The 23,867-nt window shown below is 42.6% G+C and carries 25 protein-coding genes; 21 read left to right on the top strand and 4 right to left on the bottom strand.

The features are described from left to right. Positions 1 to 7 precede the first annotated feature (7 nt). The 6 genes from BFP97_RS10580 to BFP97_RS10600 all read left to right on the top strand — a co-directional run bounded on the left by BFP97_RS10580 (position 8) and on the right by BFP97_RS10600 (position 4,279). Entirely contained in the window at positions 8 to 799 is a 792-nt protein-coding gene (locus BFP97_RS10580; RefSeq protein WP_069842388.1) for a LytR/AlgR family response regulator transcription factor, read from the top strand. Between the two features lie 3 nt (positions 800 to 802). Beyond that, the gene (locus tag BFP97_RS10585; protein WP_069842389.1) at positions 803 to 1,306 is read left to right on the top strand and encodes a hypothetical protein; all 504 of its coding nucleotides are present in this window, start codon (positions 803 to 805) and stop codon (positions 1,304 to 1,306) included. A gap of 54 nt (positions 1,307 to 1,360) precedes the next feature. Next, entirely contained in the window at positions 1,361 to 2,293 is a 933-nt protein-coding gene (locus tag BFP97_RS10590; protein ID WP_069842390.1) for a helix-turn-helix domain-containing protein, read from the top strand. 110 nt (positions 2,294 to 2,403) lie between these two features. Next, on the top strand, positions 2,404 to 2,604 hold the full coding sequence (locus BFP97_RS20645; RefSeq protein WP_139135266.1) for a hypothetical protein: 201 nt from the start codon (positions 2,404 to 2,406) through the stop codon (positions 2,602 to 2,604). Positions 2,605 to 2,606: 2 nt separating this feature from the next. Beyond that, positions 2,607 to 3,443 (top strand): aldo/keto reductase, encoded by an 837-nt coding sequence (locus BFP97_RS10595; protein ID WP_069842391.1) that lies wholly within the window; start codon positions 2,607 to 2,609, stop codon positions 3,441 to 3,443. A gap of 212 nt (positions 3,444 to 3,655) precedes the next feature. Then, entirely contained in the window at positions 3,656 to 4,279 is a 624-nt protein-coding gene (locus BFP97_RS10600; protein WP_069842392.1) for a fasciclin domain-containing protein, read from the top strand. A gap of 55 nt (positions 4,280 to 4,334) precedes the next feature. On the opposite strand, the gene BFP97_RS10605 is transcribed toward BFP97_RS10600, so the two are convergent. After that, entirely contained in the window at positions 4,335 to 5,087 is a 753-nt protein-coding gene (locus BFP97_RS10605; RefSeq protein ID WP_069842393.1) for a S1 family peptidase, read from the bottom strand. Positions 5,088 to 5,271: 184 nt separating this feature from the next. Between BFP97_RS10605 and BFP97_RS10610 the strand changes: the two genes are divergently transcribed. From BFP97_RS10610 to BFP97_RS10680, 15 genes are all read left to right on the top strand, one after another. Further along, positions 5,272 to 5,970, top strand: coding sequence for a ceramidase domain-containing protein (locus BFP97_RS10610; protein WP_069842394.1), 699 nt, complete (start codon positions 5,272 to 5,274; stop codon positions 5,968 to 5,970). A 95-nt stretch (positions 5,971 to 6,065) separates the two neighbouring features. Then, positions 6,066 to 7,679 carry a glutamate synthase-related protein gene (locus BFP97_RS10615; protein ID WP_069842395.1) on the top strand — a complete coding sequence of 538 codons (1,614 nt, stop codon included), beginning with the start codon at positions 6,066 to 6,068 and terminating at the stop codon, positions 7,677 to 7,679. Between the two features lie 15 nt (positions 7,680 to 7,694). After that, positions 7,695 to 8,921: an NADP-dependent malic enzyme gene (locus tag BFP97_RS10620; RefSeq protein ID WP_069842396.1), complete on the top strand. Its 1,227-nt coding sequence runs from the start codon at positions 7,695 to 7,697 to the stop codon at positions 8,919 to 8,921. Further along, complete coding sequence (locus BFP97_RS10625; protein WP_069842397.1) at positions 8,914 to 9,129, top strand: hypothetical protein; 216 nt, start codon at positions 8,914 to 8,916, stop codon at positions 9,127 to 9,129. The genes BFP97_RS10620 and BFP97_RS10625 overlap by 8 nt, the downstream gene beginning before the upstream one ends. Next, positions 9,126 to 9,563, top strand: coding sequence for a hypothetical protein (locus tag BFP97_RS10630; protein WP_069842398.1), 438 nt, complete (start codon positions 9,126 to 9,128; stop codon positions 9,561 to 9,563). The genes BFP97_RS10625 and BFP97_RS10630 overlap by 4 nt, the downstream gene beginning before the upstream one ends. Then, positions 9,560 to 10,585, top strand: a complete 1,026-nt coding sequence (locus BFP97_RS10635) for a Rieske 2Fe-2S domain-containing protein (protein WP_069842399.1) — start codon at positions 9,560 to 9,562, stop codon at positions 10,583 to 10,585. The genes BFP97_RS10630 and BFP97_RS10635 overlap by 4 nt, the downstream gene beginning before the upstream one ends. 1 nt (position 10,586) lies before the next feature. Next, entirely contained in the window at positions 10,587 to 11,369 is a 783-nt protein-coding gene (locus BFP97_RS10640) for a hypothetical protein (protein WP_139135267.1), read from the top strand. Further along, positions 11,369 to 11,764 (top strand): hypothetical protein, encoded by a 396-nt coding sequence (locus BFP97_RS10645; RefSeq protein ID WP_069842401.1) that lies wholly within the window; start codon positions 11,369 to 11,371, stop codon positions 11,762 to 11,764. The genes BFP97_RS10640 and BFP97_RS10645 overlap by 1 nt, the downstream gene beginning before the upstream one ends. Before the next feature lie 4 nt (positions 11,765 to 11,768). Continuing rightward, the gene (locus tag BFP97_RS10650) at positions 11,769 to 13,715 is read left to right on the top strand and encodes a thiamine pyrophosphate-dependent enzyme (RefSeq protein WP_069842402.1); all 1,947 of its coding nucleotides are present in this window, start codon (positions 11,769 to 11,771) and stop codon (positions 13,713 to 13,715) included. A 102-nt stretch (positions 13,716 to 13,817) separates the two neighbouring features. Further along, positions 13,818 to 14,663 (top strand): hypothetical protein, encoded by an 846-nt coding sequence (locus BFP97_RS10655; protein WP_139135268.1) that lies wholly within the window; start codon positions 13,818 to 13,820, stop codon positions 14,661 to 14,663. A 169-nt stretch (positions 14,664 to 14,832) separates the two neighbouring features. Further along, entirely contained in the window at positions 14,833 to 15,114 is a 282-nt protein-coding gene (locus tag BFP97_RS10660) for a DUF427 domain-containing protein (RefSeq protein ID WP_170827449.1), read from the top strand. Then, positions 15,114 to 15,386, top strand: a complete 273-nt coding sequence (locus BFP97_RS10665; RefSeq protein ID WP_069842405.1) for a hypothetical protein — start codon at positions 15,114 to 15,116, stop codon at positions 15,384 to 15,386. Before BFP97_RS10660 ends, BFP97_RS10665 begins: the two co-directional genes overlap by 1 nt. Before the next feature lies 1 nt (position 15,387). Continuing rightward, positions 15,388 to 16,269 carry a hypothetical protein gene (locus tag BFP97_RS10670; RefSeq protein ID WP_069842406.1) on the top strand — a complete coding sequence of 294 codons (882 nt, stop codon included), beginning with the start codon at positions 15,388 to 15,390 and terminating at the stop codon, positions 16,267 to 16,269. A gap of 147 nt (positions 16,270 to 16,416) precedes the next feature. Next, positions 16,417 to 16,800, top strand: coding sequence for a BlaI/MecI/CopY family transcriptional regulator (locus tag BFP97_RS10675; protein WP_069842407.1), 384 nt, complete (start codon positions 16,417 to 16,419; stop codon positions 16,798 to 16,800). Further along, entirely contained in the window at positions 16,797 to 18,176 is a 1,380-nt protein-coding gene (locus tag BFP97_RS10680) for a M56 family metallopeptidase (protein WP_069842408.1), read from the top strand. The genes BFP97_RS10675 and BFP97_RS10680 overlap by 4 nt, the downstream gene beginning before the upstream one ends. Positions 18,177 to 18,218: 42 nt before the next feature. Here BFP97_RS10680 and BFP97_RS10685 read toward each other — a convergent pair whose 3' ends face one another. From BFP97_RS10685 to BFP97_RS10695, 3 genes are all read right to left on the bottom strand, one after another. Beyond that, positions 18,219 to 19,922: an alanine/glycine:cation symporter family protein gene (locus BFP97_RS10685; RefSeq protein ID WP_069842409.1), complete on the bottom strand. Its 1,704-nt coding sequence runs from the start codon at positions 19,920 to 19,922 to the stop codon at positions 18,219 to 18,221. Between the two features lie 137 nt (positions 19,923 to 20,059). Then, positions 20,060 to 21,145 (bottom strand): serine hydrolase domain-containing protein, encoded by a 1,086-nt coding sequence (locus BFP97_RS10690; protein ID WP_170827450.1) that lies wholly within the window; start codon positions 21,143 to 21,145, stop codon positions 20,060 to 20,062. Positions 21,146 to 21,227: 82 nt separating this feature from the next. After that, complete coding sequence (locus tag BFP97_RS10695) at positions 21,228 to 23,864, bottom strand: FtsX-like permease family protein (RefSeq protein ID WP_069842411.1); 2,637 nt, start codon at positions 23,862 to 23,864, stop codon at positions 21,228 to 21,230. Positions 23,865 to 23,867: the final 3 nt, after the last annotated feature.

Raw genomic sequence — 23,867 nt, forward strand, 5'->3', positions numbered from 1 at the left:
ATTTGATATGAACTCTAGACATAAAAAGATATATCAACACCTCGGCTTTTGGCTAGTCTTTTGGTTTGTTCAATCATTACTTTTCAGTGGGGGGAGACATTTGGATTTTTACCTAGTAAAAAACCTAGTCATTGTTGGACTACAGATCATCATCGTATATGTGAACTGGCATCTCTTATTTCGATTGATCGCCACTAAGCGTTACCTACTCTTCTCGCTTATCTCCATAAGCTTAGTATACCTCATCTACTCCGTTGCCTATACTCTAATTGATGCAACACTTTCAATGGCCTTTCCAAACATTAAAGCCCTCACACCTTATAAATTCAGGTGGGTCACTTCCTTCTGGACGATTCTTTCAGGATCGGCCCCATACTCCATTGCACTCTTAGGCAGTACCGTATTTGGCCTTATTAGAGAAAACAATAACCTAATCAATCAAACACCTGCAAGTGAAACGTTCGAAAAGCCTGAGGAGGAAGTTGAAAACACCTTAATGCTTAAAGAGGGAAAAGTGATTCATAGACTGGCCATAGAAGATATTCTCTTTGTCCAAGGGATGAAAGAGTATGTAAGTTGGCATACCAAAGACAAAAGATTGGTGACACTCCATTCGCTTAGCAGTTTGGAAGATCAGTTAGGAGATAAAGGTTTTTTGCGCACCCATAAGTCCTTTATTGTGAATACAAAGTGTGTCAATGCCATTCGCTATGACTCACTCGAAATCCCTGGTACCAAAATACCCATAGGCCGAAGTTACCGCAGCCGTGTCCAAGATTGCTTTCAATCCGAAATTTAGATTATGAAAAGACTCTATTCGTTGTTTATCGTTATCAGTTTCAGTCTAAGCTCGGGCTGTCAGGAAAAGAATGATTGGGTTCCAGTCTACAAAAATGACAAGGAGGGAAATGCAATCCTGGGAAGCAAAATGGAATTGATCAATGCAATCCGCAATGGAAATGAGATTCGAATCGCCTGGGGTTCCGAAGGAAAAACACATCGCATTGAACATATCAGTGATCCTACGTGGATCGCTATTTTGGACGAAACCGAGGTAATTGCTCATATAGATCCGCAAGTACTATCCACTGTCGACTGGGACACGCTCTCTGCAGATTACGCGGATTCCACCAAGCTATCGCAAGAATGGAGAGTGGTCATTACAACAAAAGGGGAATTCGATGCGGTGTGGTATGATCAGGCTAACCATAAAGTGCTTCAGCGATGGCCACAAAACCATGTGATGACTTGGTTTGTAAAAGGAGTGGTCAAGGAAAATGCTGCCCCTTTCTATCAACCCAAATAAACTCTTTGGTTACCTCAGCCTGTCTTCTTTCCCGATAATCTACTATTTTGGAGCATGTCGAAAGAAGGACATATTCCTCTATTAAAGACCATCTCTGATTTTTACCAGACCTTAAGGATTGGTACTCCCCAAGGAGATGACTTTTCTATAATGCGCATAGAGGACCAGCCAGATACGAAGTTGGTAGAAATGCCCTTGTTCCGCTGTAACTTCTATAGGCTAGTCTTCTTAACAAGCCCCGGAGTGATTTGGAACCTGCCAGACCAGCAGTTTTCGAATTCAATAGATAGCATCTACTTCTCGCATCCTGGAAAGTTGGAAAGTTGGGTCATTGACAGAAAGATATCCGGGTATCTAGTTTGCTTCACAGATGACTTTGCTGGCATCAATGCGCTTCACTCTACCTTTCAAGAGGCATATCCCTACTTCCACCTAGACTCACAGTCTATATTAAGGATGGAAGAAAGCACTGCCGCAGCCATAAAGCAGACGCTTGAAAAAATGCTGATGGAAATGAACTCAAATCAGCCCGATAAAAAGGAAATGCTCAGAAATCTGCTTCAACAATACTTAATTCAGGTCAGGCGAGTATATACTGATCAATTTGGTACTGAGGCCGGGCAGCAAAGTAATCCACTATCGATCTATAACAAGTTCAAAAAAGAAGTTGCCACGTATTTTCAATTACTAGCAGATTCCAAGACACACCAACAAGCCTCGGTAGCACTAATAGCAGCAAGAGTCAACTTAAACCCAAGTTATCTAAATACTGTAATAAAGAACCTGACAGGCAAGACTGCGTCTGATTACATCCATCACCAGACCCTATTGGAAATAAAAAGCTACCTGATGCACACCGATCTTCAGATGGCAGAAATCTCTCACAGATTAGGTTTTACTAACATATCTTACTTCAACAGGTTTTTTAAGCGACTTACACAGTCCACCCCCCTTAAGTTTAGGAGAGCCAATCGGCTTTTACAGTAAAATCTATAATAAGTGTAATTTTTGAAATAGATCATATAAGGAATATGCCTTATATGGCCCGTATCATTGTATTGTCAACAAAGACAAAATTGAAAAATTGAAATACAGTGATGAGTAAATTAAAAAATGTAGTGACGCTTTGGGGTATAGTTTACCTCATAATCACTTTGCTCTTTTATGGCCTTAGCCAATGGCTATCGCCCATGCCCATTTACATGCGAACACTAGTCCTATCCGGACTTATGGTATTCATTTTACAATACCTGGTGTTGCCGGGTCTTAAAAGATTAAGAAACATTAAAACCAAATAATCATGGAAACATTAACACAGAACATTCAAGAAACAACATTAAGTAATGGAGTCTCTATCCCAATGGTCGGGCTTGGAGTACTCAAGGCAAAAGATGGTTTAGAAGTAGAGTCCGCAGTAAGAACAGCATTACAAAATGGCTACAGGCTTATAGACACAGCAGCTGCTTATCAGAATGAAGCGGGAGTTGGAAATGCCATTAAAGCCAGCGGAATACCTAGGGATGAAATTTTCCTAACCACTAAAGTATGGAATAGTGACCAGGGTTATGAAAATACGCTAGCTGCTTTTGAGCATAGTCTGGAATTGCTTCAAACAGATTACATAGACCTCTACCTTATTCATTGGCCTGTCGCTGGAAAGTATAAAGATACATGGCGTGCACTAGAGACGCTTTACAAACAAGGCAAAGTCAGGGCCATTGGAGTCAGTAACTTTCAGGTACATCATTTAGAAGACTTGATGTCAGTAGCTGAGATCACCCCTATGATTAACCAGGTAGAAACCCATCCGCACCTACAACAGGGAGAGTTACAAGCCTTTGCCAAGGCCCACGAAATAAAGCTCGAGGCGTGGAGACCGATCATGATGGGTGAAGTAATGTTACTTCCCGAATTGAGGGAAATCGCGAAAGGTTATCAAAAATCACCCGCTCAGATCACTCTCAGGTGGCTGACTCAAAGAGGAATCATTGTTATTCCAAAATCAGTGAAGGAAAAGAGAATTGTAGAGAATGCCGATATATTCGATTTCGACTTATCGGAAAATGAAATGAACCTCATCGCTTCGCTTGATAGAGGAAGAAGGCTTGGACCAGACCCCGATAACTTCAACTTTTAAAGAATTGAGAGTCCAAAACCATGGGCTCTCCTTCTGTTTCCCTACTAAATCATTGGCAGAACCTTTGATTTGGCCTGGGGATGTATCACCCAGATTAATTTTTGTTATTCCCATCCAAACATCTGCTTTGTAAATCGTAATTACCTGATAACCAACGGAATTCTTAGCTTTATATAGGGTCAAATTGATCCTTTCACCTAACATTTTGAATTATGAAACTTGACCAACCCATCAGGCATGTATGCCTATTGCTCATTATTTCAGCCAGTATACTACTCCAGAGCTGTGGTGAAACCGAAGAGACTTCGCCTGAAGATGATCCTCAGGAAAATATTGGAACCCTCATTATGCAATCCGCTGCCTTTAGCGAATTTGCAGCCCTTATCACAATTGCCGACAGGGAAATCCCACAAGGAGAAACGGGTGTACTACAGATGCTCAATGAATCTGATAACTTGGAAGTCACTGTCTTCGCTCCCTCCAACGAAGTATTCGAGTTACTCGCAGTAGAATGGAGTTCACCTAACTTTCAAGCCACTGTTGCTGATGTAATTGATGAATTCACCCATAGTGGACAACCAGCCAAAACGAGAGACTTCTTACTGGGGCACATTTTTAAAAGTGACGAGCGTTATGAGCGTTCTAGCTTCCAAACAGACTTATCATTAGAAAGCGAAAAAGGAATTTGGTGGCGCATGATCGCAGCAGAGAATGCGACTTCTGGCTTTGGCTTTGTATTAGAGAATAGCTCGGCCAATGCCAACCCCTATTTCATTTACGAAACGGATGTCTTAACAGGAAACAATGGTATTGTACATGCTGCTTTAGTCAACTAAAGTTGAATATTGGACTTAGTACAAGTACCGAGAAGCCAGCGTCCTGCTGGCTTTTCTATTTTATGGTCTCTTTGATCCAATCGGCAAAAGTCGAAACCCGAGTATAAAACTCATCCACACCATATCTTCCTTCAGGTTTTCCCATTCCCTTACCATCCTGATGAGAACTTACGCCTAGAATATAGGCTTGATCGCCATCGAACCATAAGGCTGGTCCTCCGCTATCCCCTGGTCCACTTATGCCTTCTAGGGGCAAAGCATCTTTGGAATCAGGCCCATCAAATGTGAACCGTATGAAACCGTCTTGCCTCACACCATTAACCATATTCTCTGCGGCTCTCATTTTTCTATCCTTATTGATGGCACCATCCGCCATGCCTTTATCACCTGTTCCTGCCCAACCGGTGCCAGCAAAAATGATACGTTTGCCTACCTCATCATCTGATTCATATATCTTGGCCAGCTCAACGCCAGGCACAGGGTTTTCCAATTCAAGTAGTGCGATATCATTGGCAATACCCCTGTTCATATCGAAATCTGGATGAACGATTTTTTGCTTAATACTGTACTTCACTCCATCAACAGTGACATCATCTCCAATTTGGGGAACCACAGCCACATGAGCCGCAGTCAGGATCCAATTAGCCCTTATAAAGGTGCCACATCCTGCATTTAACCTCACTACTGAACCTGCGTATTGGTCGGCAAGTGCTAAATACTTGGCTTCATCAACATCATGCCGCATCACAATATCCTTTGGTGTGATCAGACACATTATACTTATAAGAATCGTAGATAATGTCTTCATATCGGTTTAGTCGTTTATCGAATATAAGTAAGTGATTACATAATAATAACTAATTTCTTAGGTTTAACATTTTTTAAGGAATCATCCTGTTCTCTGGTATGATCCCTGCTGCTTGTCAAACAGTTGACGAATAATTATCAATCCGCACAACTCTTTTGTGCATTTATCGGTTAGATAGCTGGATATGTTTTTAGGACCAGAACAAATTACAGATGGCGGCCCCTGGTATGCCGAAACTCAAATCACGGACAACTTAATTGTTGAGCCGTGGAATGCGGTTTCCTCATTGGCCATTGCTGCTCCTGCTATTTACTTTCTCTGGAAAATCCGAAAGAATCCTAAGCAATATGGCTTTCTCCTTGCAGCAATCCCCTTTCTATTTTTAAATGGAATTGGTAGTACCCTATTCCACGGCCTTAGAACTTCAAGGGTATTTCTGCTCATGGACTTTATGCCTGCACTCATACTGACATTGATGATTACCGTTTATTTCTGGTCCCGCGTGCTGCCCAAATGGTGGATGAGCTTTGCCGTAATTACACCGATATTCTTAATGCGTTTTGGTGTCATTGATCTTATTCCAGGTCAGGGCGGCATCAACACCTCTTATATGATTAGTGGAGCAGCCTTTTTGGTCCCAGTCTTCCTAATACTTAGAAAATATCAGTTTAAGAAAACTGTCAATATTGTTATTGGAGCCATTTGCTTTGTGCTCGCCATATATTTCAGGCAAGTGGACAAAGAGTTTACTGACATTGTCCCGTTTGGCACCCACTTCTTATGGCATATCTTCTCGGGTATTGGTGCCTACTTACTGGCAGACTATCTCTATTTCATTAGAAACAAAGAGCTTGAAGCCAAGGGCAATCTTGCGATATCCTAATTGAAAAGATTGGAAGACACTGTCGCTTCCCTAACAGCTTTTCTTTTTGGAATTGAATTACTTAGCTTTAGTTAAAACAACTAACACTTTTTAGTATGCAAAAACCTGTAGTGGTTGCCAAATTTTCATCTCTTGGCGAAAAAGAACCTACCCATGCCTTAGTCTCTTCCACCGACCTTGTGGTCATTCGATATGGAGATGAAGTCTCAGTACTGTATGGTCGCTGTTTACATAGGGGGGCATTGCTTTCTGATGGTCATGTAGATGGTCATAACTTGATTTGCGGACTACACAATTGGGACTATCGCATCGACACGGGGGTGAGTGAGTACAACAACAGTGAATTCTTAAACAAGTTCACTTCCAAAATTGAGAATGACGAGGTAATCGTTGATGAGCAGGAAGTTCTTGACTATGAAGTGTCCAATCCAGCCCAGTTCAATAGAGATGAGTACTTGGGTGTTTATGCTGATACACATCCTGAATCTACCGAACCTTATACCCGCTATATTAAGGAACTTGCCCAAAATGGTCTCAAAAATTGGGGACATCATGGCCCGACCGAAGCCATGGGAGTAGACAGAAATACACTGCCAAAATGGGAAGACATTCAGTTCTTGCCAGCCCAGCTGTCCAGAAGACCCCTATTAGATGATGAAAGTGTAGGCACAAAAACTATTATTGGCCCAAATGCTAAAAAGCCTCTGGAGCTAGATATTCCACTGTTCGTCTCTGACATGTCTTTCGGGGCGTTATCTAAGGAGGCAAAACTGGCACTCTCCAAAGGAGCAGAAATGGCTGGAACGGGTATTTGTTCTGGTGAGGGTGGAATGCTTCCTGAAGAGCAAGAAAGTAACTCGCGCTATTTTTATGAACTAGCCTCTGCTCAGTTTGGGTTTTCTTGGGATAAACTCAAAAATGTCCAAGCTTTCCATTTCAAAGGCGGTCAAGGTGCCAAGACAGGAACGGGTGGACATTTGCCGGGTCATAAAGTCTCAAAAGAGATTGCGGAAGTAAGAGGATTGAATGAGGGGGAATCGGCCATCTCACCCGCCACCTTTCCTGACTTCCACGGGGTTCAAGACTTTAAAGATTTTACAGAAAAAGTGCGAGAGGTAACTGGTGGAATACCTGTTGGTTTTAAAATCTCAGCTGCTCGCCTGGAAGAAGATATTGACTTTGCTTTGGAAGTTGGAGTAGACTATATCATTCTCGATGGCCGCGGTGGTGGTACCGGAGCCGCACCTACCATACTCAGAGATAATATCAACGTACCTACCATTCCTGCATTGGCCAGAGCCAGAAAGCATTTAGACAAGAAAAATGCCGAGGGAGTATCACTGGTTATCACTGGAGGACTTCGTGTGGCCGAAGACTTCGCCAAAGCGATGATGATGGGTGCAGATGCGGTTGCCGTTTCTAATTCGGCTCTTCAGGCGATTGGTTGTTTGGGTATGAGAGCCTGTAACACCAATAACTGCCCAGTGGGTATCGCTACCCAAAAAGAAAATTTAAGAGAGAGGCTAATTATTCAGTCTTCTGCCAAACAACTGCACAACTTCTTTAGTGCTACTACTGATTTAATGAAAGTTGTAGCCCGCTCATGTGGCCACGATGATTTCACGAAATTTAATCATAGTGACCTGAGCACATTCAACTGGGATATCCATAAATTGGCGGGCATCTCATACGCGGGTGTGAACCCTTAAGGAAGAAGAAAAATAATGGAAGAAGTATATAAGAGATCGGTCAAGCTGCATGAAGAAATGCAGGGTAAGATCGAGATGACGAACAAGATTGCTGTAGATAATACGGACACTTTATCTCTGGTCTATTCACCAGGTGTTGCTCAGCCTTGCCTAGAAATTGAGAAGGACCCTGAACGTGCCTATGATATGACCATGAAAGGCAACACCATTGCTGTTGTCACGAATGGAACAGCCGTTTTGGGACTTGGAGATATTGGCCCACTGGCCTCACTACCTGTAATGGAAGGTAAAGCAATGCTATTCAAGAAGTTTGCAGGTATCAATGCCGTGCCAATCTGTATTGACAGTACCAACACAAGACATATCATAGAAACCATCACCCGAATAGCCCCGGCTTTTGGGGGGATTAACCTTGAAGATATAAAAGCGCCAGAAAGCTTTGAAATCGAAGAGAAACTACAAGACTTAGGAATACCTGTTTTTCATGACGATCAGCATGGCACAGCCATCGTTACACTTGCCGCGCTTGTCAATGCGGCTAAGGTTACTGGCAGAAGATTAGAGGACATGAAAGTCGTAATCAATGGAGCCGGTGCAGCAGGAATCGCCATCGCCAAGCTATTGAGATGCTTTGATATCGATTCTGAACTATGCCGATCGGTCAAGCAACTTATTGTTTGCGATAGCAAGGGCGCAATCCATAGGTTTCGCCACGATCTCAACAAGGCCAAAACCGAGCTACTCAAATATTCCAACTTTGATGATGTGGATGGTGATATTCATGATGTGATCCAAGGTGCTGACGTATTTATCGGTGTCAGTAAAGGAGATATTTTAACACAGGAAGACATTAAGAATATGGCGGATGACCCGATCATTTTCGCCATGGCCAATCCTACACCCGAAATCCTTCCAGAAGAATGCCATGCGGCTGGAGCATCTATTGTGGGAACGGGTAGAAGCGACTACCCTAATCAAATCAATAATGTACTGGCATTCCCGGGTATCTTCAAAGGAGCTCTTATGGCGCGAGCCGAGGTCATCAGTACTGAGATGAAATTGGCAGCAGCCTACGCGATTGCACGCTCGGTTGAACAACCAACCAAAGAAATGGTAATCCCTTCGGCACTTGATACTTCTCTTGCTGATGTGGTGGCCAAGGCAGTGGAACAAGCAGTCTATCACGAAAGAGAAATGGAACAGAAAATAGCGGAAGCAGAGGCCAAATTGACTAATGATTGAGGTGATCGCTACGATATTGTTAATCGCGTTAGGGATTTACATCCTCATAGGGATCGTGTTCTATTTCCCCTTTATCAAGAATGGAGTTCGTAAAATTGATGAGGGAGTCAAAGATGCACCCAGGTTTATGAAGATTCTGATTTTTCCTGGAACCGTGGCGCTGTGGCCCATCTTACTTAAAAAGGTGAAGAAAGGAGAGCTATCATGAACGTAAAGCTCCGCAAGAGACATCGGTATATGTGGATGGTTCTGGGTATTGCCCTTCCCCTACTTTGTCTGGAGGCCATTGAAGCGATACCTCAAAATGTAATTGCCGATATCCCTAGGCATTCATGCACATTAGACATCGGTATTTGTGGAATTGACAACGTGGACTACCCGATCGTCATAGAGCAAAGCCAAACAGCCAATACCCTAGACTTAAATATCAAAGCACCCTTGAAATCAGCCTTTACACTAGCCTATGTCTCAAGGTCACAAGAATTCAATGAGGATGCGGTACTCTTAGGAGCCATTCACACTATGGGAGAATATAGCTTTGATCTTGACACTCAGATGAGCGGACAGACCTATCTTTTGCTGGTCGACAAACTCAATGACAAGACCTTGTATCATCAGTTAATCGAAACTTCTGCAGAATGAGTGTAAACTATGCGGGCATACTGTGGAATCGGCAGAAGAGGATATATGATATCATATTAGCCATCTTCGTTGTGGCCTATATTGGTCTCTATGTCGGATTTACGGCCACCTTCAATCCAGAACTAACGGCCGAAACAATGATTATTCGGGCAACAGCCACTTTAGCTTTGCTCTTACTTCACATCATTCTCAGTATTGGTCCATTATCAAGATTGAACAAGCGGTTCTTGCCACTACTCTATAACCGGAGACATTTGGGAGTTACCATGTTTTTGGTGGCATTAGTCCATGGTATCTTCAGCATACTGCAGTTTCATTCATTAGGGAATAAAAACCCACTCCTATCGCTTCTTACTTCTAATGGCAGCTATGATAGTCTGGTGAGGTTTCCCTTTCAGGTTTTAGGTTTCATAGCCTTAATCATTTTCTTCCTGATGGCAGCTACCAGTCATGACTTTTGGTTGAAAAACCTAAGTCCAAAAGTGTGGAAAGCACTTCATATGATGGTATATGTGGCTTATGGTCTGATCATTATGCACGTTATGCTCGGAGTAGTCCAATTAGAATCTTCTCCATTTTTATATGGGGGTTTAATGTTCGGTATGGTCACCATTATCGCCCTGCATTTCGCCTCATCTGTACTATCTGGAAGAGGACTGGACCTAAAATCAGACGGCTATTATTACGCCTGCAATCTGGAAGACATTCAAGATGACTGCGCCAAAGTACTGACCCTGAATGGTGAGAACATTGCCATTTTCAAATATGATGGAAAGCTATCCGCTATTAACAATGTCTGTAAACATCAAAACGGTCCTTTGGGTGAAGGAAAGGTAATCGATGGCTGTGTGACATGTCCGTGGCATGGTTATCAATATGAACCACATAACGGTACTTCACCTCCACCTTTCACAGAGAAAGTATCGACTTACGAATTAAAGCTGGAAGGTGAACGCGTATTTGTAAATCCTGCGCCTAAGCCAGAAGGAACGACCATAGCACCTGTGACCATAGAAAGCTAATATGAAGAACGACTTCTATATCGGATATATGCCCAAGGCACCCAAAGGAATCGTCAGATTCGTACTGGCTTTTGTGGTGTTACTCTTTGTGATCATGGGAGGAGTCTCTTACTTCCTTTCCACTTCCCATGACCACATTACCAATGGTACCTACGAATTCGGAGAACTTACTGAGGTGAAAGGAGTGATCAGAATGGAACCTGTTCCACATATTCGTGTGCTTGCGGATGAAGAGGGAAAAATCGGCAAAAACATCATGCTGATCGACTTTGGGAAGTTTGGGGCTCGAAGTTCTGTAGAAAAGATGCAGGAAAAGACAGGTGGAAGCATCAGTGATTTTGAAGTCACCATTCGCGGAACGTTAATCTACCAGGATGGATTTACACTTATGGAGCTCACTGAAAAAGAAAATGCTCTTTTGGACTGGAAAGAAGTTATGGCTTTTATGCCGATCGAGGAAGTACCACCGGCATACTATGTGGAGTTGACTGGAGAAATTGTGGATCCTAAATGCTACTTCGGTTCGATGAAACCGGCTCAAAATAAACCGCACTTATCTTGCGCTGCTTTATGTATATCTGGAGGTATCCCTCCGGTTTATGTTGTACAAACCAAAGCGAAGACGGCAAGATACTTCATTCTCAAGGGACAAGATGGACAAGACATTAATGAAGAAGTCCTCGACTTTGTAGCACAAGGTGTTAAAATTCAAGGTGAGTTCTTAAAACACCACGAATGGAACATTCTCTATATAGACCCTCAAAAAATTAGACGACTAGAATAATGGATAACTGGGTCATACCACTAACACTTCTTCCTGGCATTGGTATGATCATCATGTCGACCTCTCATTTAAGTACTGCTACAAGTGATGAGATCAACCAACTGTTGAGGGATGATTTGTGTGACACATCACTGATTAAAAAGAAGATATCTCAGCTCTTCCTATTGAATCTCGCAAAGGTTGGGCTCTACATCAGCATAGCTGTTTTTTCCGTTGCTGGCCTGATTGAAGCCATCTTTACCTTACAATCAGAGATGCATGATAGTGGATTAAGAACAATTCTCTTAATCATTGGTGTGTCAACCCTTGTATTGGCCACTCTGCTCCTCATTGTTTTCTCTACTAGAAAGGTAAAGATCAAACGAGACCAATTTTTAAACCGAATTAACCCATAGACGCATGGCTACAAAAATGAAATGGCACAAAGTGCTCGACAACACCGAGGAATTGCCCGAAGGGCGCGTAATGTCCGTTACAGCCGAACACCAAGGCATCTGTCTCACTCATTTTGAAGGCAAGTTTTCGGCCCTAGATAACAAATGCCCCCATCAAGGAGGGCCTCTGGGTGAAGGCAGTATTGAAAACGGTCTTTTGCGTTGCCCTTGGCATGGATGGGATTACCACCCATGTACTGGAATTGCTCCAGGTTTTGATGATGGTGTAGCGACATTCTTGACCAAAGTAGAAGATGATGCGGTCTATGTGGGTATTGAAGAAGAAGCTCCTCATGAAAACACCATTTCTGATGTCATGGCAGAAACCATGGTCAATTGGGGAGTTAACAAAGTATTTGGTATGGTGGGACATTCCAACCTGGGTTTTGCTGATGCGATGAGAAGACAGGAAGAAAAAGGCAATCTTAACTTCTACGGCATTCGCCATGAAGGTGCTGCTGCTTTTGCTGCTTCGGCTTACGGAAAACTGACTGGAAAACCAGCCGCTTGCTTCTCTATTGCAGGTCCTGGCGCCACCAATTTATTTACCGGTCTATGGGATGCAAAAGTAGATCGGGCTCCCATTTTAGCTTTAACGGGCCAGGTAGCCACCCAGGTTGTAGGAACAGGCAATTTTCAGGAAGTTGATTTAGTGAAAGCGTTCAGTACAGTTGCCGAATTCAATCATCGCGTGCAAAACAACTCTAAGCATTCGGAATTGATGTCTTTGGCGGTTAAACACGCTATTCTAAGAAGGGATGTGTCACATTTAACCTTCCCAGATGAGGTGCAAGAACTCCCTGCTCCAGAAAATGCAGTGGCGCAAACTATGGAAGGCAGAATGCCTGCTCCACAGATTACTCCTGCGCAGGAGAGTATTGACAAAGCGTTGTCGATGTTTAAAGAAGCGAAGAGACCCGTTATCATTGTCGGTCATGGTGCAAGATTCCATATGGATGCCATCACCGCTTTCGCTGAAAGTATGAACGCTCCTGTCCTTACTACTTTTAAAGCCAAAGGACTTATCTCCGATAGCCATCCACTTGGTTGTGGAGTGCTCGGTAGAAGCGGAACTCCAATCGCTTCTTGGTTTATGAATGAAGCAGATTTGCTTTGTGTATTCGGTGCTTCTTTCTCGAATCATACAGGAATCACTGATCACAAACCTACTATTCAGGTCGATTTCGATCCGCTGGCGCTGAGTAAATTCCACAAAATAGATGCACCCATCTGGGGGGAAATATCGGCTACGGTAAAAATCTTTAGCGATGCACTTTCTGGCAAAATCGAGACAGCTGACCAAAGGCCAGAGGTCGCCAAAAGATGGGCAATATGGAAATCAGAGAAGGCTAAACGCTTGATCGATGACCGTGGAGAAGGTATCAGTTCTATAGCCGTATTCGAGGCGATGAACAAGCTAGCTCCTGAAAATGCTGTGATGTGCGTAGATGTTGGAAACAATGCCTACTCATTCGGTCGATACTTCGAGAGTAAATCACACGATTTTCTTATGTCAGGTTACTTAGGCTCTATTGGTTTTGCCTTTCCAGCTGCCATGGGCGCTTGGGCGGCTGTGGGCGATACACGACCAGTGATAGCCGTGGCAGGTGATGGTGGCTTTTGCCAATACCTTGCCGAGTTGACTACAGCTGTTAAATACAAAATGCCGATTAAGCTTATTCTACTGAACAACTCAGAGCTCGGTAAAATCTCCAAGGAACAACGGGCTGGAGAGTTTGATGTATGGGCTACCGACTTGCATAACCCTAATTTCTCCCAGTATGCTAACAGTTGTGGCGCCCTGGGTATTCGAGTCGAAGATAAGAGTGATTTGGAGCGTCAAATGGAAAAGATATTGGCTCATGACGGACCGGCACTACTCGAAGTCATGGCCGATGTAAACTTGATTTAATAGATCAAGTTTCTAAACCCTCATTGTCGATAACGACATCTTTTGTTGTTCACAACATCTTGAAATACCTCTTTGATTGCGCCCCGTTAGTGCTTCAAAGAAATGAAACGGCTATACAAGATTTCGGTTTTCGTGATACTCTGTGGACTCTCTTTGCAACAGTTGTCAGCCATGACTGATGGCCCAACCTATGCCAACAAGAAGTCTAAAGAGGTGATTGAGAAAATGCTTGTCGCCCATGGGGGTTATGACAAGTGGAAAAGTCTCAAAACCATGTCTTTTAAAACTGTAATGCACAGTGAGTCCCTTGGGGCTTTGAGGTTTTGGATCACTGAACAGTCTTTTGACATGACGACAAGAAGGTCATATCAAGATTGGCCACTAATTGGCTCTAAATTGACTTATGATGGCGAAGAAGTTTGGACTGTCAATTGGCGCAATGGCAACCCGCCTAATCATCAGCACTATGTTTGGTTTTACTATTTGAACTTACCATGGCTCACACAAGATGCCAATGTAAAGCTCGGCAAGCCTGAAAAAATCAATCACAAAGCATTTGAAAATGAAGTCTATAAGATAGAGATGGGCTATAAGCAGGCACCTATATTAGGCAAATCCAAAAATGACACTTACATCCTTTACATTGACGCCACCACGTTTTTACTGGTGGGTTACGAATACACTTTAGGCTATGGCGCTCTGCTTGATACACTCAACGTACCGAAGGATCAAAAGGCTTATGGACCAGCCTTGAGGGTCAATAATTATATCGCTGAAATTGATGGCCTAAAATTTCCTGCATTAATGACCACAAGTGACATAGAACAAAAGCAACAGTTCGGTGACCATGTGGCTTATGATTTCAAGTTCAATTTGAGTTTTGATGAATCCAGAATGAAGAAACCTTCAAATGCTGTTGTGGATACTTCAACGGATATAAGAAAGTAGTAATGCTGTTTTGATCAGACCGTGAGGCCGGGTGCTATTGCAGCACTTGGCTTCTTTATTTCATACCCTTGCCAAATCACACTATCAGCCAGACGACATTCTTGAACCAAGAATGCACCAAATGGCAACTTAATATCCTGTATATTGTGTTGGAGGAAAAATATCAATTATGAAAGCGATTTGGAACGATGAAGTAATTGCCGAGAGCAATGAAACTGTTGTGGTTGAAGGAAATCACTATTTCCCACATGAATCCATCAAAAAGGAGTACTATAAGGAAAGCTCCACCCATTCTAATTGCCCCTGGAAGGGAATAGCCAGCTACTATACCATAGAGGTGAATGGGTCAGAGAATCCGGATGCAGCCTGGTATTACCCTGAGACCTCAGAATTAGCAAAGGGGATTAAGAACTATGTTGCCTTTTGGAAAGGTGTTAAAATCGAGGACTAATGGGACTATTCCACTGGAAAAAGAATCCGATCCCCACACCCGAAGGTGTTTGCCCAAACTGTTGGGGGCTTCAAGAGTATGGCGGAAAAGCCATTGACTTGATGGAGGATAAACAGATAGACGTCAATAACAGTACAACAAGGCACGCCTTTATTCAAGACTTTGTGGTAAACCATGTAAGTGGCATCCAGCTTAAGAAACATGCGCAAGGCTATGTTTGCCCAACTTGCCAAAAAGAGTACGCAAAAGACTTGAAGGAGATTAGCAGATAATATGAGCCTTGCTTCAATCAAATCCAATTGGTCACTACTCGGTAGTGAAGACCCCAAAACTTTGGCTCCGGCTATTGCGCAAATTCACAGAGGTGTACAGTTTATCGCAATGGCCGGTAAACATTATGTCAAAAATCTGCCTGACGATAGTCATACCCACCTGAGATGGCTACCCCAGGAAGAGGTGCTTGCAGGGAATTGGATACGAGAACGCAAGGGCAATTTTCGCTTTGCGATGCGATCAAGAGACCTCACTTTGATTGTGTACAATGCTGACATGAAACCAACTTCTGAGTTTCCGCTACATGGCAAAACCAATGATGAGGCGCTGTCATGGGTCAAAAGCCAGCTCACCGAATTCGGTAAAGATGCCTCTCTAATGAAAATGGACATCCACTATGATATCCCTGAGCATGAAACAGACAAGGGAACTCCATATAAATTGCATACACCGGCCCTATTCGAAGAAATGGCCAAGCATAGGGCGAACAGTAACTTGGCACTTGAGTACTTTGCCAAGGCTCATGAAACAGCCTCTACCACCAGAACCTGGCCGCATCACTTCGACCATGGCGTTTACATACCCATGACTTTTGATGATGCAGGCAATGCTACCAAATCATTCAGTATTGGCCTGGGAATTCCTGATTCTGCCAGTGAAGAACCCTATTATTATATTACCACCTGGTCCCAAGCTGGAGATAATCACTATAAGAATTTAGAAGCGCTTCCACATGGAGAATGGATTGAAAAGCCATTCAATGGGGCAGTACTAAAAGCATCTGAAATAGTAAAGTCAAAGTCGGCCGCACAGCAATCCAAGATAGTCATGGACTTTCTCAAAGCTGGAATTGCTGCTTCAAAGAAGATCCTAGGTCTTTAACTTGAATTGACAAAACCTCCTAAATAGCTAGTTTGGAGTACTTTCTTCTTACCTACGATAGAAATCGTAGGTTTTTCTTGTTTCCAATTTATAAACTTCCTTCATTTGCTACGACACAAATCGTAGAGTAACTAAAAAGTATAATTTATGGAGGTTCAACCTACCAACAGTGAGCTCGAAGTATTGACCGTCTTATGGGAGTTTGGTAGTGCAACGGCAAGAGAAGTGCACAATCACTTGACCAAAACGAAGAGTACTGGCTATACCACCACACTGAAGATCATTCAGAACATGTTTGATAAAGGATTTCTAAGCCGTGAACCCAAAGGACAGACGCATATATATTCGGCAGTGGTCGAGCAGACAGATGTACAAAAAGAAATGTTGGGTGGCTTTGTCAACAAAGTTTTTAGCGGTTCTTCTCAAAATCTGATCCTACAAGCCTTAGGCAACCAACAACCTAGTCAGGAGGAACTTGACGAAATCCGTGCTATGCTAGACCAGCTTGAAAACAAAAGAAAGAAGAAATGAGAGGCTTAGAAATCATAATGACTTGGACATTGATCCACTCCTTGTGGATAGCCCTTGGCCTTTGGGTTCTCGTCAACCTCCTTTCCTTCTTACTGAAAAAATCAAAGCACAGGAGGGTGTTGAAGATATGGGGGATCTCTATCTTTCTATTACTCACCATTGCTACCCTCTTTTCGAAATCTCCATTACCCATAGCCCAGCAGGGTTTTGGCCTGGTAGAATCACAACCGGTCTACTTTCATTCTCCGACTACTTTGACTGAACAAGTCAAACTCTGGGTGAGTGATAATAGCCTCTTAATCAACATCATTTGGTTAACTGGAATAGGCATTGGTATTGTGCGGTTTATGACTAACCGTAATAGACTTCATCAATGCAAAGCATCAGCAGTCGAAGTTAACGATGATACCACTCTTGGCAAAGTCAGCGAAATGCGCAATACATTAAATGTTTCTCGTTCAGTAAAACTCATGGTGAGCTCGTTGATCAATTCCCCTATGACGATCGGCACGCTGAAACCTATTATATACTTTCCGACAGGTCTTATTTCCGGTTTTTCTTCTGATGAGCTCGACACCATCATCAGGCATGAACTCATGCACATCAAGCATCACGACTATCTGATTAATGCCATTTTAGTCGGTCTTGAGACGCTGTTCTTCTTCAACCCATTTCTCATAATGATCATAAGGGACTTGAGAAGAGAAATGGAATACGCTTGTGACGATGAAGTGATTAAAGTATATGACGAATTGGCCTATAGCCGAGCGCTAATGAGGCTTCAAGAAATTTCAATTTCAAATCAGGTTGCATTGGCAGCCAAAGGCAATAACTCAGAATTTAAAAACAGAATAGAACGTATGATTTATCCAAAGAAAACCAACATTAGCCCAAAGGTCGGCATCATTACTCTCTTACTTACAGCCACTATTATAAGCAGTGCTTTTGTAGGCAAAGCTTCCGTGGCTCCAGAGTCCGTTGAAATAATACCTCAAGACACAAAGCAGGATACCTTGAAAGCAGAATCATGGGATGAAATTAAGCGCTACTTGGCAGGTAAAGATTCTGCCCAATTGGCTCAGGTGGTAATCATGAAAGACGGCAAGCCCGTCAAGTTTATAAGAGGTGTCAATAATGCACTTGCAAAGTCAAAAAAGATGATGGAAGAAGTACAACGCGAACTCGTGAAAGATGGCATTCTCAATGAGAATAAGACCAAGATTACCCTTATGTTTCAGTACTCAGATGTACTGCAAGGAGAAAGAACGCTTGGTAAGCATTACGAGAAGTACAAAGGCATTCTCAACAAGTACTTTCCGGTGTATGACAGCTTTGCCACTACCCGAGTTTTTAGGTACAAACCGAACGGAAACTGATTCATAAAAAATGCCTTGAAACTTCGGGGTTCGGGGCATTTTTTATTCTGGTGTTTTCACATCAGGAAATTCCTTTTTAAAACCTTTCCAATAATCTGCTATAGTCGATTTCATCTCTTTGCGCAACCAAAAGATCCCAACAAGGTTTGGTAGCGTCATTAGCGCAATAGTAATCCCAGAAAGGGTCCATATGATGGTTGTGTCTTGAAAAGAGGCCAAGAAGAAGGCTACTACATAAACCATTCGGAAATACTTGACTGAGCCAGAACCCCAAAGGAAGGTCATTGCACGATCGCCATAGTATGACCATGAAATCGCAGTACTAAAGGCAAACAGCAATAAGCCGATTGATACGATATACTGACCGTAGTCTCCAAAGAATCCTTTGGTGAAAGCTATGGTTGTTAATGGCGCACTATGCACCAGCGATTCGCCTTCAAAGGTTTCGTAAGAATCTACAGGCCTACCTTCTCGAACCAATATTATACCTGTGAAAGGTTCATCAATATCATTCTTCACTGTTACATTCTCGGCCAATGATCTGGCATGAATAATCGTAGCATCAGAAGTGATCTTACCGTTTTCCACATCCAACGGACCATCAAATAATGCCAGCGGACTGACACCTCCAATGTGCTCGGCCAATTGCTTTACACCTTCTTCCGTTTCATCAGTATAGTTTGTTCCAGCTAGAATCTCCATGTCGGCTGCCTGGAAAATATTCTGGTGCTTTTCATTCCAAACACCTGAGGACAACAGTGTCAAACCTGTAATGGTACAAATAATAATCGTGTCAATAAACGGCTCAAGAATTGCCACCATACCCTCTGATACTGGCTCATGCGCCTTAGCTGATGCGTGAGCAATAGGTGCACTACCCTGCCCCGCTTCATTTGAGAATAAACCTCTATTCACCCCACGGTCAAAAGCGTACCAGATGGTACCACCAAGGAACCCTCCTGCGGCTGCAGAACCTGTGAAAATGTCACCCACAATAGCCGCTAATGATGGCAAGAGATTGTCCAGATTAGCAAGAATAACAGCAAAACATCCAATGAAGTAAATCAAGGCCATGGCTGGCACTAACTTCTCAGTAATAGCAGCAATCCGCTTGATACCTCCAATGATTACGATACCCAGCAAGACAGCTAATACGGCTCCCGTAATCCATAACTCAATGCCAAAGGTGGCTTGAATGGAAGTGGAAATACTATTGATCTGAGGAAGACTACCCGTACCAAAAGCGGATAATACGGTAGCAAAAGCAAAGATCACGGCTAGCCATTTCATATTGACTTTATTACCTCTAAAGTCAAAACTCGCATTCTTCATATAATACATTGGTCCACCCGCCATACTACCGTCAGCGGTCTTCTCTCTGTACTTATGCGAAAGTGTTACCTCCACAAACTTGGTACACATACCAATACCCGCAGTCACCAGCATCCAAAACAAGGCAGCAGGACCACCTAAATGTAAGGCCAAAGCGACACCCGCAATGTTACCTGTACCTACAGTACCTGATAGGGCGGTAGTAAGTGCCTGAAAGTGAGATGTATCTCCTTCATCATCCTTACGGTCAAACTTGCCTTTAACAACTTTTATGGCGAAGCCAAAAAATCTTATTTGAGGAAATTTTAAATAGATGGTGAAGAATAAACCCACACCTAAAAGCGCGAAAGGAAACCATCCGGCACTCCCAATATAACTATCAATGAGTCTCAGGAAATCATCTACTTGCTGCATATCAACTGCTCGATTCTAATGAATAAAGGCACAAAAATAGGGAATATGACTTCTCGGCAAAGATATGTCGTACTAATCGACTATTTCGGGGTAATTCTTCTGTCCTCGGACAAGGACACTGAGTCTACTAAGATACCTTATTGCCCCAACATGATACTACTTATTCCATTGGCCAAGGCATCTTGATTATACATCGAGGCAAAGCCATTCGATAAAAAAATGATAGAAATGTTCTTCTTTGGGTAAGTTCTATAAAATGTTGCCATTGCTCCTGAAAAGCCATATCCGATTTCATTATTGAGGTTTGTCACTTCCCAGCCATAGGCAAATGACTTTTCTGAATTAGTGTAATCAAACAATTTCCACATTGCATTTCTGGAGGCTTCAGAAATCAAGTGATTGGTCCTTAGCCTTTGATCCCACTGAATGAAATTTTCCAATGTGATATGAAAGCCATTGCAGGCTAAAAAATAATCTCCGTTTGCGTAAGGCGTATCTATCATCAATTTTCCTTTTACCCATGGAAAATATGCTGTCGCTCTGCCCGGAATTACCTCTCTAGCATCTGCTGAGAAAAAGACTCCTTCGTCATTAGCATTGGGAAATTGATTATGAATTATGAAATCCGAAAGCTCCTCACCACTGACTTTTTCAATGATCTCCTTTAGTAGCCAAAAATTTGTTTGGTTATAGGCATACTTTTCTCCCTTTTGAAATATCAAAGGCATCTCGAAAACCCTGTCTTTAGCTTGTTCTTTAGTAAAATCTCTAATTTCATATGGGTTAGAGCCCGCCATATCGGGCAGGCCTGAAGAATGGGACAAAAGGTGTTTGATTTGAACATTTTTCCAGCTATCCGGTAGGCCGTCTACATAATTAGAGGCAAAGTCATCTAAGGTTAGTTTGCCATTTTCGATAAGTGAAAACACGCCCACCGCAATAAAAGGCTTAGTCAAGGAATAAAGCGGAAATACGGTATTGTGAGAGACAGCAACTTTATGTTCAAGATTGGCATAACCTAAATTCTTCTGTAAAATCACTTCTTCTCCTTGCATTACGGCAAAAGCTATTCCTGGAAACCCCACCTCCCCTTGAGCCATTGAAAGGAAGTCATCGAGTTCAGCGAGTTTCGTATTTAAATCGCTTTGGTTAGTCTGCCCAACAGAGTTAGTCGGTAGAAAAAAGCCAATCAGAAAAAAGAATTTAAGACATATGGTTTTCATCGAGTCTTTGATTTTGGGTACCATCATCATAGATTTTTATGGTTGCCGAAGTGCAAAACGTAATTGGCTTTCAGATGATATGTCAGTGATCTGACAAATATTTTATTGGGTTAGACGAAGCCACTTTCAAACTTTGGCTCCCAACACTAAGCAAGGTGATGAAAATAGATATGGAGGCTGCCGACAGAAAAACTGTCCACGAGATATCGACAGGAAAGGCAAAACCTTGAAGCCATTCTTGCATGGCTAAATAACTTAATGGCAAGGCCACAGCCATCGCCACCAAGAAAATCACAACAAACTGACTACTAAACCTTCCGAGCACTTCTCCAATAGTAGCTCCCAACACTTTTCTAATACTAATCTCCCTTGAATGTCGCTCAGCCATAAAGGAGACCAAACCGACTAAGCCCAACACCGTCAGAAAGATGCCGATCACCGAAAAACCTAGCACTACTTTGACAAACTGACGCTCGTCTCCATAGAGGTTTGCGAAAGACTGATCTACGAACCTAAAATCTAATGGTTGATCACTGTACTCTCTCCAGATTTGATCAATCTGATCCAGTGCAGAGGTCACCAATTCAGTATTGAGTCTTATGATCAAATTATCAGGGCTGGCTCTGGAACCTGGTGGAATTAAAACATAGGCTGTTGGGGCAACAGTACTGTGAAGTGAATTATAATGGAAGTTCTCTATTACGCCTGCCACGACTCGAGTGTCATTATCTAAAACTAACTTCTGCCCATCGAGTGATTCCCAGCCAGTTTTTTTGAAGGCAGACTCGTTGATCAGACAGACAACTGTAGAGTCAGAAATGATCTCTTTCGACAGATTTCGACCAAAAAGTAAGTTAGCTTCAATGGTTTCTAAATAATCATAATCAATCGCCACCAAATGAATCAAATCATTCTCCTCTGTGGTTTTTCCATCCCAGGAAAAACTTAGTGTATGATTCATTTGGCTCGGTAGACTTTCGCCCGATGCAGAAATATGATTAACACCATCTATCTGTCGCATTCTTTCTTTGATTAGGGTCAACTTTTCCTGCATACCTCTATCATCCACCGGAATGGATATCAGCTGACTGGCATTGAATCCCTTATCAAATTGATCAATGTGGTACATTTGGTTGAGCACAATGAGCGTACTGGAAATGAGGAATGCGGCAATACAGAACTGGACAAGTACCTGGATCTTTCTTACCCATGACCTTGTACCTAATGCGCCCAGCATATTACCTCTAATCACATCGACCGGTCTGAACCTGTTCATTACCAAGGCTGGGTAAATTCCGGATAATAAGAAAATGGTGATAAACATGAGGCCAAGAACTGCCAAGACAGGTACCTGAAACAAATCTCTGGGTAGCATCTCCTTGCCTACAACTTCATTAAACAAGGGCAAAACCAGCATGGCCAAACCCATTGCTAGTATCAAGGCAATCGCCACCTGAAACCCGCATTCAATGAAAAACTGTCGAGCTACTTGTCTTCGTGTTCCTCCAAAGACTTTCCGCATTCCCACTTCCTTACCCCTCAAAGATGATTTTGCTGTAGTAAGATTGATGTAGTTAATAGAAGCGGCTAAAAGGATCATTATCGCAACGAAACCAAAGAGGTAGATATAGTCTTTGTTTCCCTTTTCAGCCTTACCATGGATGTCACTTGAGTTTAACCTAACATCGGCCAGAGGCTGAAAGATGATCCCATTCGTCTCTGAAGCACCTTCTCTTTGATACTTATCAAAGAAACCCGGCACTTTGGCCTTGACAGCCTCTAAGTCAGATGCTGATTCTAACTTCGCATAGCTACTCAACCAGTTGAGTCCCCACCAATTATCAAACTTCCCGTACATTTCTCGGGTGGTTGGCATGGAACCCAAAAAATCGAACTGCAAATGAGAGTTGGCTGGAATATCCGCTATGACCCCGGTTACTTTCATCAGAAAGTCTTTATTGCCGTCATACACTTTTATGGGAAGTTGTTCACCAACTACATCAAGACGGTCGAAATAGCGTATTGCTTTTGAGGCGGTGAGCACAATACTATTAGGCTCCGTGAGCATAGTTGCTCGATCTCCTTGCAGAACCTCAAAACTGAAAAAACTCATAAAGTTTTCATCCGCCCAATAGAAGTCGTTTTCCAAGAAGTTCTGATCTTCTTGCTTAACCAATACTACATCTTGCCCTAAACGGGTATGTGCCTTGATTTCTGGAAAGTCAGATCCCATATTAACCTTCCAAGGAGAAGGTGTTGCCTGGCTCTTGTCGCCAGACTTAGGGTTATGACTAATCAATCGATAAATATTCTCATGATCGGTATGAAAGCGATCATAACTCAACTCATCAAGAATATACAAGGAGATTAGTAAGGAACTGAGAATACCTATTGTCAGTCCGAAAGCATTAAGCGAAGAATACCAAAAGTTCTTTTTGAACTGTCGAACCGCTACCTTGAGATAGTTGAGCAGTAACATGTTGTTGTTTCGTTCCATTTCGTTGATTCGTTTTAACCTAAAAAGTCTGAAGTAAGTGATAACATCAAAGAAGTAAATCATGCGAGCATAGCGCTGACCTTTTTGCTCTACTCTTCTGTCAAACCACTCATGCAAGTCGCCTTGAACCTCATCGATATAATAAGCCGAGCAAAACCATTGCAGTAACTTATCAATCCACTTTGGAGGAGTAGTGTGACCTATATTCTTCTTATTTGTCAAACT

It is taken from the genome of Roseivirga sp. 4D4, assembly GCF_001747095.1.
Lineage (GTDB): Bacteria > Bacteroidota > Bacteroidia > Cytophagales > Cyclobacteriaceae > Roseivirga.

Bases quoted from the DNA above. Each gene is read 5' to 3' on its own strand.
- BFP97_RS10580 (WP_069842388.1), top strand. From the start codon at position 8: ATGAACTCTAGACATAAAAAGATATATCAACACCTCGGCTTTTGGCTA.
- BFP97_RS10585 (WP_069842389.1), top strand. From the start codon at position 803: ATGAAAAGACTCTATTCGTTGTTTATCGTTATCAGTTTCAGTCTAAGC.
- BFP97_RS10590 (WP_069842390.1), top strand. From the start codon at position 1,361: ATGTCGAAAGAAGGACATATTCCTCTATTAAAGACCATCTCTGATTTT.
- BFP97_RS20645 (WP_139135266.1), top strand. From the start codon at position 2,404: ATGAGTAAATTAAAAAATGTAGTGACGCTTTGGGGTATAGTTTACCTC.
- BFP97_RS10595 (WP_069842391.1), top strand. From the start codon at position 2,607: ATGGAAACATTAACACAGAACATTCAAGAAACAACATTAAGTAATGGA.
- BFP97_RS10600 (WP_069842392.1), top strand. From the start codon at position 3,656: ATGAAACTTGACCAACCCATCAGGCATGTATGCCTATTGCTCATTATT.
- BFP97_RS10605 (WP_069842393.1), bottom strand. From the start codon at position 5,087: ATGAAGACATTATCTACGATTCTTATAAGTATAATGTGTCTGATCACA.
- BFP97_RS10610 (WP_069842394.1), top strand. From the start codon at position 5,272: ATGTTTTTAGGACCAGAACAAATTACAGATGGCGGCCCCTGGTATGCC.
- BFP97_RS10615 (WP_069842395.1), top strand. From the start codon at position 6,066: ATGCAAAAACCTGTAGTGGTTGCCAAATTTTCATCTCTTGGCGAAAAA.
- BFP97_RS10620 (WP_069842396.1), top strand. From the start codon at position 7,695: ATGGAAGAAGTATATAAGAGATCGGTCAAGCTGCATGAAGAAATGCAG.
- BFP97_RS10625 (WP_069842397.1), top strand. From the start codon at position 8,914: ATGATTGAGGTGATCGCTACGATATTGTTAATCGCGTTAGGGATTTAC.
- BFP97_RS10630 (WP_069842398.1), top strand. From the start codon at position 9,126: ATGAACGTAAAGCTCCGCAAGAGACATCGGTATATGTGGATGGTTCTG.
- BFP97_RS10635 (WP_069842399.1), top strand. From the start codon at position 9,560: ATGAGTGTAAACTATGCGGGCATACTGTGGAATCGGCAGAAGAGGATA.
- BFP97_RS10640 (WP_139135267.1), top strand. From the start codon at position 10,587: ATGAAGAACGACTTCTATATCGGATATATGCCCAAGGCACCCAAAGGA.
- BFP97_RS10645 (WP_069842401.1), top strand. From the start codon at position 11,369: ATGGATAACTGGGTCATACCACTAACACTTCTTCCTGGCATTGGTATG.
- BFP97_RS10650 (WP_069842402.1), top strand. From the start codon at position 11,769: ATGGCTACAAAAATGAAATGGCACAAAGTGCTCGACAACACCGAGGAA.
- BFP97_RS10655 (WP_139135268.1), top strand. From the start codon at position 13,818: ATGAAACGGCTATACAAGATTTCGGTTTTCGTGATACTCTGTGGACTC.
- BFP97_RS10660 (WP_170827449.1), top strand. From the start codon at position 14,833: ATGAAAGCGATTTGGAACGATGAAGTAATTGCCGAGAGCAATGAAACT.
- BFP97_RS10665 (WP_069842405.1), top strand. From the start codon at position 15,114: ATGGGACTATTCCACTGGAAAAAGAATCCGATCCCCACACCCGAAGGT.
- BFP97_RS10670 (WP_069842406.1), top strand. From the start codon at position 15,388: ATGAGCCTTGCTTCAATCAAATCCAATTGGTCACTACTCGGTAGTGAA.
- BFP97_RS10675 (WP_069842407.1), top strand. From the start codon at position 16,417: ATGGAGGTTCAACCTACCAACAGTGAGCTCGAAGTATTGACCGTCTTA.
- BFP97_RS10680 (WP_069842408.1), top strand. From the start codon at position 16,797: ATGAGAGGCTTAGAAATCATAATGACTTGGACATTGATCCACTCCTTG.
- BFP97_RS10685 (WP_069842409.1), bottom strand. From the start codon at position 19,922: ATGCAGCAAGTAGATGATTTCCTGAGACTCATTGATAGTTATATTGGG.
- BFP97_RS10690 (WP_170827450.1), bottom strand. From the start codon at position 21,145: ATGAAAACCATATGTCTTAAATTCTTTTTTCTGATTGGCTTTTTTCTA.